This window comes from Haemophilus influenzae (genome assembly GCF_019703545.1).
Classification (GTDB): Bacteria; Pseudomonadota; Gammaproteobacteria; order Enterobacterales; family Pasteurellaceae; genus Haemophilus; species Haemophilus influenzae_E.
The window spans coordinates 492,825-506,235 of the sequence record NZ_AP018771.1 but is presented as its reverse complement, the minus strand read 5'-3'; the positions used below and the strand labels follow the sequence as shown (position 1 = coordinate 506,235).

The following is a 13,411-nucleotide window of genomic DNA, read 5'->3' as shown; positions in this document are numbered from 1 at the left end:
ACTTTTCGTATTATACCTACTTCGTGCTAGGTTGTAACGATTTAGATCAAAGAAATTCTTATTTGCTTTGGCAATTCATTACCTGCCATTTTTTATCATAACAAATAAATAATTCATTTCGACTAGCCCTCAAATACGCATTTTTTAATTGTGGATTATGTTGCTTCATCCAACCAAAAAGTTCATCTCTACTTAATTTTTGATTCGGTAATTTTAATGCGTTAAATAATTCCTGCTCCTTAGCAAAATATTGCTGGGCAGAATCAAAGGCGCAACTACCGTGTTTTTCCCATTCGCCTTGCAATAATTTCTCGCCCGGAGAAATCGCCAAATATTGTGCTAATAAACCTTTTGGCAAGGCGGGTAAATCGCCTTTGCAAAAACGAGGATGATCTGAAACAGTGCGAGCATTTGCATTTTGAGGCCATAGCCCATGTACAACCCAACCAAAAGTGCGGTTATTTCCACATTGATATTGAGAGGAATAAGGCAACTGATCGCCATATTTTTCACGCTGAATATCACAAAATCCAGGCGACCAAGATAATGCCAACATATAATAATCGACCGGTGCCTTTGCATTTTGCCCAATATGATCATTGCGCATAATCACATCATAGTTTGCAAAAACATCTGGATTTTTTACCGCACTTTTTTCAATATCCGTCCGCTTTGTCTCAAATTTAGGCTCAAATTTAGGCTCAGATACTTTTGTTTGCTTCGCCTGCTCAATTACGGGAGAAGATGATTGATGTTTAGTTTTGGTTGTATCGGTAAAATATTGCCAAATTGCTAATATAACGAGAACAATAAGAGAAAGAATGGAAGTAAGTTTTTTCATAAATTTTGTTTAGTTTTTGTCAATCAAGTTTTTGTCAATCAAGTTTTTGTCGGCTATAATTTGCGGCTTTCAACTTTCTATTAAGGATCACAATGGCATTATTCATCACTAGCAAATGTACCAACTGCGATATGTGCTTGCCTGAATGCCCAAACGAAGCCATTTCCATTGGCGATGAAATTTATGTGATCGATCCTATACTTTGTACGGAATGTGTCGGTCATTACGACACCCCGACCTGCCAAAAAGTTTGCCCAATCACTAACTGTATTAAGCCCGATCCTGAACATCAAGAAACCGAAGAACAGCTTTGGGAACGCTTTGTAATGATTCATCATTCGGATAAATTGTAGAAAATAACTTCCCTTCCCCTACTTGTGGGGGAAGGTGCCCGAAGGGCGGAAGGGGGCTTTCTATATCTCCCCTCAACCTTCGCAGCTCCCCTGCAAACAGAGGAAGAAAAGTGTTTTCTCTAGGGAAAAATCAAATATTACCCCGCCACCACTGGTAAATATCCCCATTGAATTAAAAATGGAATGAGCATAATCACGACGCCAATTAATAACGCAAACACCAAAGCGAAATTACCGCCAGAAACACGATATGGCAATGTTGGATTTTCAATACGTGTACGCCATGCCAAGCCAATTGGTAAAATTAAGCAATAGAACGCACACAATAAACCTGCGTAACTTAATGCTGTAATAAATCCTTCAGGATAAAACAATGCAAATACAAGTGGCGGTAAAAATGCGACTACAGTTAAAACAAAGCGATTATTTGGCAAATGATAACGCTTGAATAAATCACCTAAGCCTTCAAATACACCAAGCATTACGCCTAAGAAAGAAGTGATCAGTGCAAGTGATGAAAACGCACGCACAACCTCTCCCATAAAATGAGAACCTGTGATTTCACGTGTTGCATTCACTAAGCCATTTAGCGTTGGGTCAGCTTGTAAAATACGCACAAATTCACTTTGACTTAATACACCATGAGTTGCTAACTGCCATACAAGGTAAGCAGCTAATGGAATCGCAGTACCAATCAAAATGGCACGACGAAATTTATCAACACTTCCACCTAAGTAGCTATTCACACTCGCCATAATAACGTGGAAACCGAAAGAAGTAAAAAATATTGGTGCCGCAGAAACCACAAAAGCATAATCCAAAGGCAATGCCATTAAATTATCTGTTGCTACTTTTGGAAGCATCATAAACAGTACAAAAGCAAAGGCGACTAACTTACCAATAAATAACACGCGAGTTAAGCCATCCACGCCTTTCGTTCCTACAACGACAAAAGAACCTAATACCACCGTAAAAATAATAATTGCAGTTTTAAGTGAGATTGCGTCCATTCCAAAAGCCGTTGGCAAGCCTGAAAGTAAAGATCCACCACCAGTAATATAAGCGGCTGAAAGTGCATAAAGTAAAACTAACAAACTCAACGTGGCTAAAATTCGTCCAGGAACCCCAAAATATTTTTCAGCGAGCGTGGCGACACCATCATCCAACTGCTCCGCTGTTTGATACACTTCTACAAACAACAATCCACTGTAAACCAACAAAGCCCACAAGCCAACGAGCAATAACACGGTATAACCAAAGCCCATGCCCGCTGATGTAAGCGGCATAGCAAGCATACCTGCTCCAATGGTTGTGCCTGCAATAATCAGCGCACTCCCAAAAGTTTTGTTTTTTAGCATAAAATTGTCCTTATAATGTTGTGTTTAAAAACTAATTTAAATTTGACCGCACTTTTCTTTATAGTGTAAACGGCAAACAGAAAGATAAGAATCATTGCCTCCAATTTGAATTTGTGCGCCTTCTTTAATGACCTCGCCCTGATCATTTAAACGCAAAACAAAATTAGCCTTGCGGCCACAATAACAAATTGTTTTTAATTCTTCGAGTTGATCCGCCCAAGCCAGTAAATATTTACTTCCTTCAAAAAGTTCCGCTTGGAAATCTGTACGCAAGCCATAACAAAGCACAGGGATTTTGAGTTTATCAACAACATCACTCAACTGGTAAACTTGTTGTTTGCTAAGAAATTGAGCTTCATCCACCAGCACGCAATGCACTTTTTCTTTTTTTAAGTGTTCATCGATTTCATCAAACAAATTGGTTTCCGAGCGAAATAAAAAGGCATCTTGCGAAATGCCAATACGCGATGTAACTTTCCCCACGCCAAAACGATCATCAATCGCAGCCGTGTAAACTAATGTGTTCATATCACGCTCACGATAGTTATAGGAAGATTGTAGCAACGTCGTTGATTTTCCAGCGTTCATTGTGGAGTAATAGAAGTAGAGTTTCGCCATTTTTTCTCCTAAATTGCCGGTAATTCCGCCATTGCCCAACGAGGTTTAACATCAATAGCCAGATCGCTATGCTGACCTTGTTTTAAACGTAAAAAACCTGTGTAAGCAATCATTGCGCCATTATCTGTACAAAATTGAGGTTGAGGATAAAACACTTCGCCACCTAAATTTTGCATTAAGTGCGCAAGCGTTTCTCGGAGTTTTTTATTTGCGCTCACCCCTCCCGCAATCACTAAACGTTTATAGCCTGTTTCTTTCAATGCACGCTTACATTTAATGGCAAGAGTATCCACCACCGCATCTTGGAAAGCATAAGCAACATCCGCTTTAGTTTGTTCTGTCAGTTCGCCCTCGTTTTTAATCGCTTGATTAACTGTATTCGCGGCAAATGTTTTTAAACCAGAAAAACTAAAATCAAGACCTGCACGATCTGTCATTGGACGTGGAAATATAAAGCGATTTGGCGTGCCTTTTTCCGCTAAACGAGAAAGTGCCGCGCCACCTGGATAATCTAGTCCAAGTAATTTTGCTGTTTTATCAAAGGCTTCGCCAGCAGCATCATCAATAGATTCGCCAATCACTTCATATTTTCCTACACCATCGACACGCACTAATTGAGTGTGGCCACCCGATACCAACAAAGCAATAAAAGGAAAGTGCGGTGAATTTTCATCAAGCATTGGCGCAAGTAAATGCCCTTCCATATGATGAACACCAATCGCAGGAACATTCCAAGCATAGGCTAAAGAACGTGCAATCGTAGCACCAACAAGCAATGCGCCAACAAGCCCAGGGCCACTCGTATAAGCAATACCATCAATATCGCTCGCGGTTAAATTGGCTTCCTCTAATGCCGCTTTAATAAGAGGCGCTGTTTTCCGAATATGATCACGTGATGCTAATTCAGGAACCACACCACCATAATCTGCATGCAGGGCAATTTGAGTATAAAGTTGATTAGCAATTAACCCTTTTTCTTCATCATAAATCGCCACGCCCGTTTCATCACAGGAAGTTTCAATGCCTAAGATTTTCATTGATTTTCTTAATTTATTACCTAAAATGTTGCACGATTTTACCCTGTTTAAGCGGTTTTAACCAGTTGAAACCACAAATATTAAGGTGAATTGGCATTCTATCCTTTACTTTTTCCCTAAAAATAGATTAGAATTGCGTCCTTTATTAAATTTGTCATTTACACACAGGTGCTTTGGCAAAAATAAAATTTTAAATTGCAATTAAATTAAACTCATTGAGGTGATTGGCTTATGCCTGTAATTAAAGTACGTGAAAACGAATCATTTGACGTAGCTTTACGTCGTTTCAAACGCTCTTGCGAAAAAGCGGGAATCTTAGCTGAAGTACGCGCTCGCGAATTTTACGAAAAACCAACTACAATTCGTAAACGTGAAAATGCAACACTTGCAAAACGTCACGCAAAACGCAACGCTCGCGAAAACGCGCGCAATACCCGTTTATACTAATTTATAGTATTTTCTGACTCGAGTTAAGACAAACCGTGAATCCTTTGGACTCACGGTTTTGTTACTTTAAGCACAACAAAAATCTACGCCAAAAACGACCGCACTTTCACACCACGATCACGGAGGCTCGACAATGAAAGGTTCTATTCCTCGCCCCTTTATTGATGATTTGCTGACAAAGTCCGATATTGTCGATGTGATTAACACCCGCGTAAAACTAAAAAAAGCTGGCCGCGATTATCAAGCCTGCTGCCCTTTCCATCACGAAAAAACACCATCCTTCACAGTTAGCCAAAAGAAACAGTTTTATCATTGCTTTGGTTGTGGCGCACATGGTAATGCGATTTCCTTTTTAATGGACTATGACAAACTTGAATTTGTCGAAGCCATTGAAGAACTTGCAGCTATGGCAGGGCTTGAAATACCTTACGAAAAACGTGCTAATCACAGCGGAAAACCTCAAGCTAATTACCAAACCAAACGAAATCTCTATGAATTAATGCAAGAGATTGCCACGTTTTATCAAAACCAATTGCCATTAAATTCTCAAGCACAAGAATATTTACAACAACGTGGGCTTTCAGCTGAAATTATTGAGCGTTTCCAAATTGGGTTTGTGCCGAATGCAATGGATACTGTACTGCGTAAATTTGGTGTTAATCGTGAAGAACAACAAAAACTCATTGAATTAGGCATGCTTTCTCGAAATGATCGTGGCAATATTTACGATAAATTCCGAAATCGCATCATGTTTCCGATTCGTGATAAACGTGGTCGCACAGTGGCTTTTGGTGGGCGTGTATTAACAGATGAAAAACCGAAATATCTGAATTCGCCAGAAACCATTACTTATCATAAAGGTAAGGAACTTTATGGTTTGTATGAAGCCTTGCAAACCAACGATGAACCCAAACAATTACTTGTTGTTGAAGGTTATATGGATGTAGTGGCATTAGCACAATTTGGCGTGGATTATGCGGTCGCTTCTTTAGGTACGTCCACGACATCAGAACAAATTCAACTTATTTTTCGTTCGACCGAACAGGTTGTTTGTTGTTACGATGGTGACCGTGCAGGGCGTGATGCAGCGTGGCGTGCATTAGAAAATGCGTTGCCCTATTTAGAAGATGGCAGACAACTCAAATTTATTTTCTTGCCAGATGGAGAAGATCCTGATACTTACATTCGTCAATACGGCAAAGAAAAATTTGAAGAATACATCGAAAGTGCGCAATCTTTAAGCGAGTTTATGTTTGCTCACTTAAGCCCACAAGTTGATTTTTCTAGCAAAGAAGGGCGCGGAAAATTAGTTGCGCTAGCTGCGCCGTTAATTCACCAAATTCCAGGAGAAATGCTTCGCTTATCGCTACGCAATATGCTTGCTCAAAAACTTGGGATTTTTGATCAAACTCAGCTGGAAAATCTTATTCCCAAAAAATTAGAACAAGCCAATACACAACAAAAAGTCACTCATAATAAGATCAAGAAGACACCGATGAGAATGGTCATTTCATTGCTTCTGCAAAATCCTGAGTTAGTAAAACGTATGTCTGAAAGCGGCGTGCAAGCATTACGTGCGGAAGCAGGGTTTGAAATTCTGGAAAAATTGACCGCACTTTGTCGCCAACGAGAGGGCATTACTACGGGGCAAATTTTGGAATACTTCCGCAATACATCTTACAGTAATCCCCTTGAAATACTGGCAACTTGGGATCATTTATTGGACGAATCCGACATAATCAACGCATTTTCTCAAAATTACCGTCGCTTAAATATTCAAGCTATTGAGCGCGATATTGAAATACTTATTGCTAAAGAACGAACAGAGGGTCTCACTAATGAAGAAAAAACGGTACTTGTACATCTTTTAGCTGGTAAAGAACAGCAGAAAAAACAGTTAGTGAATCCGCTATAACAATGGTAGAATCTCAAGTTCATAAAAAATCTTATCTTCTCAATCACATCAAGCAAAACGAGTATAAAAATGGAAAAAAATCAACAATCTACGGCTGAACAATATTCAGAACAAATTGAGCAATTGATGGAGCTAGGTCGTACACAAGGGTATTTAACTTTTGCTGAAATCAATGACTTATTGCCCGAAGATGCTATTGATCCTGAATATTACGACAAATTGCTACAAACGTTGCAAAATGATGCTGGTATCCCTGTATTAGATGAAGCACCAGAAAGCGATGATATGATGTTGAGTGATACCATCCCTGATGAAGATGCAGTGGAAGAAGCAACTCAAATTCTTTCAAATGTAGAATCTGAAATCGGTCGAACAACGGATCCCGTACGCATGTATATGCGCGAAATGGGAACGGTGGATCTTCTTACTCGTGAAGATGAAATTAGCATTGCAAAACGTATTGAAGGAGGGATCGATGAAGTTCAAACCTCTATCGCAGCCTATCCTGAAGCATTAAATGGATTACTAAAAAATTATGATGATGTAGAAAAAGGTAATTTCCGTTTGACCGATTTAATTACGGGTTTTGTTGATCCAAATGCCGAAATAGAAGAACACAACGGACTTGATGAAGATTTTTCTGACGAAGATGATGAAGAAGAATCTAGTAATGCAGATGTGGAAGACAATGAAGATGAAGAAGACAATGAATCAGAATCTACATCAGATTCAAGCGACTCTGATAACAGTATTGATCCTGAAGTTGCTCGCGAAAAATTTCAGCAATTAAGAGAACAGCACTCTAAAACCCTTGCTGTTATTGAAAAACACGGTCGCTCTGGAAAACGCGCCCAAGATCAAATTGCACTACTTGGCGAAATTTTTAAACAATTCCGTTTAGTACCAAAACAATTTGATTTACTCGTTCTATCAATGAAAGAAATGATGAAACGTGTGCGCTACCAAGAACGTCAGCTACAAAAAATATTAGTGGATATAGCAGGAATGCCAAAGGATGATTTTGAAAAAATTATTACCACTAATGGCAGTAACAGTGAATGGGTAGCAAAAGCATTAAAATCTAGCAAACCTTGGGCTAAACGTTTAATTAAATATGAAGATCGTATTTATGAAGCCTTAAACAATCTAGCGATAACAGAAGAAAATACTAAACTTACCATTACTCAAATGCGTGACATTTGCGATGCAGTCGCACGAGGCGAACAAAAAGCACGTCGAGCTAAAAAAGAAATGGTTGAAGCTAACTTGCGTTTAGTAATTTCCATCGCGAAAAAATACACAAATCGAGGTTTACAATTCTTAGATTTAATTCAAGAAGGGAATATCGGTTTAATGAAAGCGGTAGATAAATTTGAATATCGACGTGGCTACAAATTCTCTACATATGCTACTTGGTGGATTCGTCAAGCAATCACTCGCTCTATTGCGGATCAAGCGCGTACAATCCGTATTCCTGTGCATATGATTGAAACAATCAATAAACTTAATCGTATTTCTCGCCAGTTGTTACAAGAAATGGGACGGGAAGCAACACCAGAAGAATTGGCAGAACGTATGGGAATGCCAGAAGATAAAATCCGTAAAGTACTGAAAATTGCAAAAGAGCCGATTTCTATGGAAACACCTATTGGCGATGACGATGATTCGCATTTAGGGGATTTTATTGAAGATTCAACCTTAGAACTTCCTCTTGATTCTGCCACAGCACAAAGTTTAAAAGTTGCAACTCACGAAGTGCTAGAAGGCTTGACGCCACGTGAAGCAAAAGTATTACGTATGCGTTTTGGCATTGATATGAATACCGACCATACACTTGAAGAAGTGGGTAAACAATTCGATGTAACACGCGAACGTATTCGTCAAATTGAAGCAAAAGCATTACGTAAATTACGTCATCCTAGCCGTTCTGAAACACTGAGAAGTTTTTTAGATGAATAGAGAGAAACATAAAAGAGAAAAATCGATCTAATCTTAAAAAATCAGATACATTTGTTTAAGGACTAAATTCTATAATCCGCAGAATTTAGTCCTTTTACTTAAAGCACCGCATTAATATGCATTCAAATTTCAACTATTTTAGTTAGATAAGCCATTAACATTTAACAATGGCAACAAATATTGGTTATTTAAAACATTTTAATCATAAAAAAATCTGCGCCCCAATTAGCTGGTTTATTTATTCAGCTTTAAGGCACAGATTAAAGTGCGGTAAATTTTTTTGATATTTGGCGTAAATTATTTATTTAATTTCGCTTTGTAAGTTGGATTCATTAAGTTTTCTACAGAAAGAATGTCATCTAATTGTTCTTCTGTTAATAAACCTTTTTCTAACACAACTTCACGTACGCCTTTGCCTGTTTGTGCACAGATTTTACCCACTAAGTCGCCGTTGTGGTGACCGATAAATGGATTCAAGTAAGTCACAATACCAATTGAATTAAACACGTAGTTTTCACAAATTTCTTTGTTTACAGTGATGCCATCCACACATTTATCGCGTAAGTTCACACAAGCATTGGTTAAGATGTCGATAGATTCGAACATTGCTTGACCAATCACTGGTTCCATTACGTTTAATTGTAATTGACCTGCTTCAGATGCGAAGGTCACAGTGGTATCGTTACCAATTACTTTAAAGCATACTTGGTTCACCACTTCAGGAACAACTGGGTTTACTTTTGCTGGCATAATAGAAGAACCCGCTTGTAATTCAGGAAGATTAATTTCTTTTAAACCTGCACGTGGGCCAGAAGAAAGTAAACGCAAGTCATTACATACTTTAGAAAGTTTCACTGCAGTACGTTTTAATGCACCGTGAACCATGACATAAGCACCACAGTCAGATGTTGCTTCAATTAAGTTTTCTGCTGGTACACAAGCTAATCCAGTTACTTCAGCAAGATGTTTTACAACTAATTCTGTATAGCCTTGTGGCGTATTTAAACCAGTACCGATTGCCGTTGCACCAAGGTTTACTTCAAGTAATAAACCTGCTGTACGTTTTAAGTTACGCACTTCTTCTTCAAGTAATACGGCGAAAGCTTTGAATTCTTGACCAACAGTCATTGGCACCGCATCTTGCAATTGGGTACGACCCATTTTTAAGATATTTGCAAACTCTTTTGCTTTATTATCAAAACTGTCGTGTAAATATTGAATTTTATCGATCAATTTTAAGATGCTGTTATACACTGCAATACGGAAACCCGTAGGATACGCATCGTTGGTTGATTGGCTTGCATTAACGTGATCCATCGGATTAATCACGTTATATTCGCCTTTTTTATGACCAATTTTTTCAAGGGCAAGATTAGCAACCACTTCATTAGTATTCATATTGACAGAAGTGCCTGCACCACCTTGATATACATCTGATGGGAATTGATCTAAGCATTTTCCAGTGGTAAGGATTTCATCACAAGCTGCTACAATCGCTTTTGCAATATCACTTGGAATTGCACCTAATTCGCCATTGGCTAAAGCCGTTGCTTTTTTTACCATTACCATACCACGTACAAACTCAGGCACGTCAGAAATGGTTACGTTAGAAATATTGAAATTTTCTACCGCTCTTAATGTATGAATCCCCCAGTATGCGTCTGCTGGTACTTCACGTTCTCCGAGTAAATCCACTTCTTTTCTAAATTGAGTCATTTTAATCACCTTTTTGGGTTAGTTAATTTATCGTCATTATAGAAATTTCAAGAAGAAAAAACTTGATGAAGATCACATTTTCAAAAAATGCTCTCAAGACATATTTTCATTTTTCGGATTAGTTTTTTTAGGGAAAAATGTTCTATCTATCAATCTTACACAGATTTCAATAGCCTACCAATTTTCTCAAATAATTTCTGAATTTGCTCTGCACGACACCCGAGTGCCCGCACCATTAAACCATATTCATTGAGTTGTGATATGCCTATCAGTAGATCTTTTTCTTCCGCACTTTGTTGCTGCAAGGCTTGCACCTGTTGTTTGATTTCCGCATTATTTTTCGCCAAATTTAGATAAGTCAGCGAACCTTGATGGGAATAATTTTCCATCTGACTCAAAGCGGTAAGATTCATTTTAGACGGCAGCCACTGGATACAATCACTGACAAGCGGTCGTTTTTTACCATCGTTTTGCAAAGCGTAAATCTTCAAATGGGAAGAAAACTGACGGAAAGCAAAACGTTCATCATTCAACACTCGCCCAATCGCCACGATTTCACCGTAAATCAGCTCGCTTTGTTCGCCCATTTCAATATGGGTTTGCTGCTTAAAAACGGAATCTTTATGTAACACCAACGGATGCGGCAAATAGAATAAACGACTGTTTTCCGCAAGCAAAATATGGGTTGTTTGCATCGCACTGTCGCCTTCATTCATCGCCTGCACCCGAGTAAATGCCTGCGTATTTAAAGAAAGTGCGGTCAATTTTGCCAACGAAATATCAATCTCTAACACATCGCCCGCCAGCACGCCAGGGGAGGACGACATCTGCATCGCATTCAAGCCATTCGCCCACGCATCATCGTAACTTGGCAACGTTATCACTTTAAACGGTGGCATAGCAAAGTATTCGGCAAGCTGAGTTTTACCGCTGGAGGAAAGTTTGCTGGAAAGGGATAATTTACTGTTCATAGATTTTGTAAGGGCTAATTACATTAGCCCCGATATTTCACCAATAATTGGGCAAATGTAATTTACCCCTGATTAACGAATCAAAGATGCAGGTTCTTCCACATTCTTCAACAACGCATATTTTTCAATCCAGCCAATCACACCATCTAAATTTTCTTTCTTCATTAAGTTGGTAAAGATAAACGGCTGACCGTTACGCATACGACAAGCATCACGTTCCATGACGCTTAAGTCAGCACCAACGAATGGAGCAAGATCAGTTTTGTTGATCACAAGTAAATCTGAACGAGTGATACCTGGCCCACCTTTACGAGGGATTTTTTCCCCTTGAGCCACGTCAATCACGAAAATTGTCACGTCTGCCAAATCTGGGCTGAAAGTCGCTGAAAGGTTATCGCCGCCCGATTCAATAAATACAATTTCCACATCAGGGAAACGAGCCACCATTTCATCAACCGCTTCTAAATTCATCGAGGCATCTTCACGAATTGCTGTGTGCGGACAACCGCCCGTTTCCACACCCATAATTCGCTCAGGCGGAAGCAAACTATTTTTCGTTAAAAATTCCGCATCTTCTTGGGTGTAAATATCGTTAGTAATGACTGCTACGCTATATTTTGACGCTATTTCACGAGTGAGTTTTTCAATTAACGCCGTTTTACCCGCCCCAACAGGGCCAGCCACGCCAATTTTAATGTAGTTACGCATAATGTTCCTTTTGTTTATCATCGTAGCAACTGTGTTGCTCATGGGTGTAGGGGCAAGTTACATTTGCCCCAATATATCAACGAATGTTCAAGGGCAAATGTGATTTGCCCCTACAAGTAAAATCTCAATAAAAAATAACCGCACTTACGACATATAAAGTCGCGTATAAAGCACTTCGTGTTGCATAGCCCGAATATCATTCGCCAGCGTTGCCGCACCAAGCCATTCTTCGTCGGGGTCAAGGCTTAATTCCACCGCTTGTACGAGTGAGCCACGCAAGTCAAACAGAATATCTTGCCCATCCATTTGGCTGAGAGGAATTAGCTTCACACCGTTAGTGATTACACCAACCGCTGCGTTATAGTAGAACGCATAGAGCGTGTCGGCTTTGGTTAAGCCCATGGCTTGAGCAACCATTGCAAACACTATTGGGAAATAGCCCTGAACGCGTTTTTCTGCAATCGCTTGCTGGTAAGCTGTGAGCAACGTATGTGTTTCATAGCGAATAAAAATTTTCAACAATCGTACGCCGAGTTTGAAACTCCCTTCACGGCTTTCACGTGCCACTTTGGTGGCGGAAAGTTGCCAATCCAGTTCACACAAGCGGTCAAAATTCCCCTCACACATTGCATCGAAGGCAAGGGAAAGATACGCCCCGTCGTTGTAAATCCAGTTTTGTAAAAGCTGGGTTTGCACATATTCTTCGAGTGTTGCTTTAGTCGAAACAACGCCTTGCTGGACGAAGGTTTCCAAGCCATTGGAATGGTTAAATCCACCAATCGGTAAAGTTGGATCGACCAAGTGCAACAACGCACCTAAATCCGTTAAAGAGCGGTTTAATGTTTGTGCCAATGTCCATCTCCGTGATGATGATAGCCATGATGATCATGCGAATGGCTATGAGAATGTCCATGCCCTTGTGCAGAATTTGCTCTTAACGCTTGGCTTAAACGGCGTTCTGCTTTTTGCGGATGAAATCCCGCAGCTTGCAGCCATTCAAACATCGGCTTATCGTAAGGTAATGTTACTTCATCGCCATCTAAAAAAAGCGGCGAATGTTTGTTGCCGATTTCATAACAAGCTCGAGCCATTTCAGGCAAGGTTTTGGGCGACAGCACAATCACGTCACTCGGTAAAATTTCAATCGCAATCACTAATTCATCGCTAATAAAAACTACATCATCGTGTTTCAAGCGTTGCCCCTCTTTGAGCAAACGAAATGCTACTTCACGCCCCGTATTTGTAGTTTTACGCAAAATATTCCGTTCGCTTTCATACCACTGCAATGCTATTCGTTCAATGGGCTGTGTGGTAATTTTGCCCTCTGCTTGAAGTGCGGTTAAATTTCCCAAGATATTTTCTATAATAGGGAGAATTGGGTTAATTATTTTCATCTTTCCTCTATAAATCCACTTTCTTCTCTTCGAAAGAAAAACTACAGCTACAATGATTTCTTATTTATCAAGTAAGGTGCGTATCGTACACGCC

At 39.5% G+C, this 13,411-nt stretch carries 13 protein-coding genes; 4 read left to right on the top strand and 9 right to left on the bottom strand.

Annotated features, from left to right (window positions below):
* Positions 1-58 precede the first annotated feature (58 nt).
* Complete coding sequence (locus K6J66_RS02525; protein ID WP_110442579.1) at positions 59-841, bottom strand: ribonuclease T2 family protein; 783 nt, start codon at positions 839-841, stop codon at positions 59-61.
* Between the two features lie 92 nt (positions 842-933).
* On the opposite strand from K6J66_RS02525, the gene K6J66_RS02520 reads away from it, so the two are divergent.
* Positions 934-1,194: a YfhL family 4Fe-4S dicluster ferredoxin gene (locus K6J66_RS02520; protein ID WP_005651954.1), complete on the top strand. Its 261-nt coding sequence runs from the start codon at positions 934-936 to the stop codon at positions 1,192-1,194.
* A gap of 137 nt (positions 1,195-1,331) precedes the next feature.
* Here the strand turns inward: K6J66_RS02520 and K6J66_RS02515 are convergent, their stop codons facing one another.
* From K6J66_RS02515 to tsaD, 3 genes are read right to left on the bottom strand one after another with little or no spacing between them, the layout of a single operon-like run.
* On the bottom strand, positions 1,332-2,552 hold the full coding sequence (locus K6J66_RS02515) for an aromatic amino acid transport family protein (protein WP_038439438.1): 1,221 nt from the start codon (positions 2,550-2,552) through the stop codon (positions 1,332-1,334).
* A 36-nt stretch (positions 2,553-2,588) separates the two neighbouring features.
* Entirely contained in the window at positions 2,589-3,170 is a 582-nt protein-coding gene (locus tag K6J66_RS02510) for a thymidine kinase (protein WP_038439439.1), read from the bottom strand.
* Positions 3,171-3,178: 8 nt separating this feature from the next.
* Positions 3,179-4,207 (bottom strand): tRNA (adenosine(37)-N6)-threonylcarbamoyltransferase complex transferase subunit TsaD, encoded by a 1,029-nt coding sequence (gene tsaD, locus K6J66_RS02505; RefSeq protein WP_005664475.1) that lies wholly within the window; start codon positions 4,205-4,207, stop codon positions 3,179-3,181.
* A gap of 231 nt (positions 4,208-4,438) precedes the next feature.
* Between tsaD and rpsU the strand changes: the two genes are divergently transcribed.
* From rpsU to rpoD, 3 genes are all read left to right on the top strand, one after another.
* Positions 4,439-4,654, top strand: coding sequence for a 30S ribosomal protein S21 (rpsU, locus tag K6J66_RS02500; RefSeq protein WP_005627632.1), 216 nt, complete (start codon positions 4,439-4,441; stop codon positions 4,652-4,654).
* Between the two features lie 133 nt (positions 4,655-4,787).
* The gene (dnaG, locus tag K6J66_RS02495; RefSeq protein ID WP_038439440.1) at positions 4,788-6,569 is read left to right on the top strand and encodes a DNA primase; all 1,782 of its coding nucleotides are present in this window, start codon (positions 4,788-4,790) and stop codon (positions 6,567-6,569) included.
* Positions 6,570-6,638: 69 nt separating this feature from the next.
* Positions 6,639-8,528: an RNA polymerase sigma factor RpoD gene (rpoD, locus tag K6J66_RS02490; RefSeq protein WP_005666402.1), complete on the top strand. Its 1,890-nt coding sequence runs from the start codon at positions 6,639-6,641 to the stop codon at positions 8,526-8,528.
* A 297-nt stretch (positions 8,529-8,825) separates the two neighbouring features.
* On the opposite strand, the gene aspA is transcribed toward rpoD, so the two are convergent.
* From aspA to ureE, 5 genes are all read right to left on the bottom strand, one after another.
* Positions 8,826-10,244 (bottom strand): aspartate ammonia-lyase, encoded by a 1,419-nt coding sequence (gene aspA / locus K6J66_RS02485; RefSeq protein ID WP_038439441.1) that lies wholly within the window; start codon positions 10,242-10,244, stop codon positions 8,826-8,828.
* A gap of 155 nt (positions 10,245-10,399) precedes the next feature.
* Entirely contained in the window at positions 10,400-11,215 is an 816-nt protein-coding gene (locus K6J66_RS02480; RefSeq protein ID WP_038439442.1) for an urease accessory protein UreD, read from the bottom strand.
* A 72-nt stretch (positions 11,216-11,287) separates the two neighbouring features.
* On the bottom strand, positions 11,288-11,965 hold the full coding sequence (gene ureG / locus K6J66_RS02475; RefSeq protein ID WP_074030223.1) for an urease accessory protein UreG: 678 nt from the start codon (positions 11,963-11,965) through the stop codon (positions 11,288-11,290).
* Positions 11,966-12,067: 102 nt separating this feature from the next.
* Positions 12,068-12,775 (bottom strand): urease accessory protein UreF, encoded by a 708-nt coding sequence (locus K6J66_RS02470; RefSeq protein ID WP_038439443.1) that lies wholly within the window; start codon positions 12,773-12,775, stop codon positions 12,068-12,070.
* Entirely contained in the window at positions 12,760-13,317 is a 558-nt protein-coding gene (ureE, locus tag K6J66_RS02465) for an urease accessory protein UreE (RefSeq protein ID WP_005651929.1), read from the bottom strand. The genes K6J66_RS02470 and ureE overlap by 16 nt, the downstream gene beginning before the upstream one ends.
* Positions 13,318-13,411: the final 94 nt, after the last annotated feature.

Bases quoted from the DNA above. Each gene is read 5' to 3' on its own strand.
- K6J66_RS02525 (WP_110442579.1), bottom strand. From the start codon at position 841: ATGAAAAAACTTACTTCCATTCTTTCTCTTATTGTTCTCGTTATATTA.
- K6J66_RS02520 (WP_005651954.1), top strand. From the start codon at position 934: ATGGCATTATTCATCACTAGCAAATGTACCAACTGCGATATGTGCTTG.
- K6J66_RS02515 (WP_038439438.1), bottom strand. From the start codon at position 2,552: ATGCTAAAAAACAAAACTTTTGGGAGTGCGCTGATTATTGCAGGCACA.
- K6J66_RS02510 (WP_038439439.1), bottom strand. From the start codon at position 3,170: ATGGCGAAACTCTACTTCTATTACTCCACAATGAACGCTGGAAAATCA.
- tsaD (WP_005664475.1), bottom strand. From the start codon at position 4,207: ATGAAAATCTTAGGCATTGAAACTTCCTGTGATGAAACGGGCGTGGCG.
- rpsU (WP_005627632.1), top strand. From the start codon at position 4,439: ATGCCTGTAATTAAAGTACGTGAAAACGAATCATTTGACGTAGCTTTA.
- dnaG (WP_038439440.1), top strand. From the start codon at position 4,788: ATGAAAGGTTCTATTCCTCGCCCCTTTATTGATGATTTGCTGACAAAG.
- rpoD (WP_005666402.1), top strand. From the start codon at position 6,639: ATGGAAAAAAATCAACAATCTACGGCTGAACAATATTCAGAACAAATT.
- aspA (WP_038439441.1), bottom strand. From the start codon at position 10,244: ATGACTCAATTTAGAAAAGAAGTGGATTTACTCGGAGAACGTGAAGTA.
- K6J66_RS02480 (WP_038439442.1), bottom strand. From the start codon at position 11,215: ATGAACAGTAAATTATCCCTTTCCAGCAAACTTTCCTCCAGCGGTAAA.
- ureG (WP_074030223.1), bottom strand. From the start codon at position 11,965: ATGAGCAACACAGTTGCTACGATGATAAACAAAAGGAACATTATGCGT.
- ureE (WP_005651929.1), bottom strand. From the start codon at position 13,317: ATGAAAATAATTAACCCAATTCTCCCTATTATAGAAAATATCTTGGGA.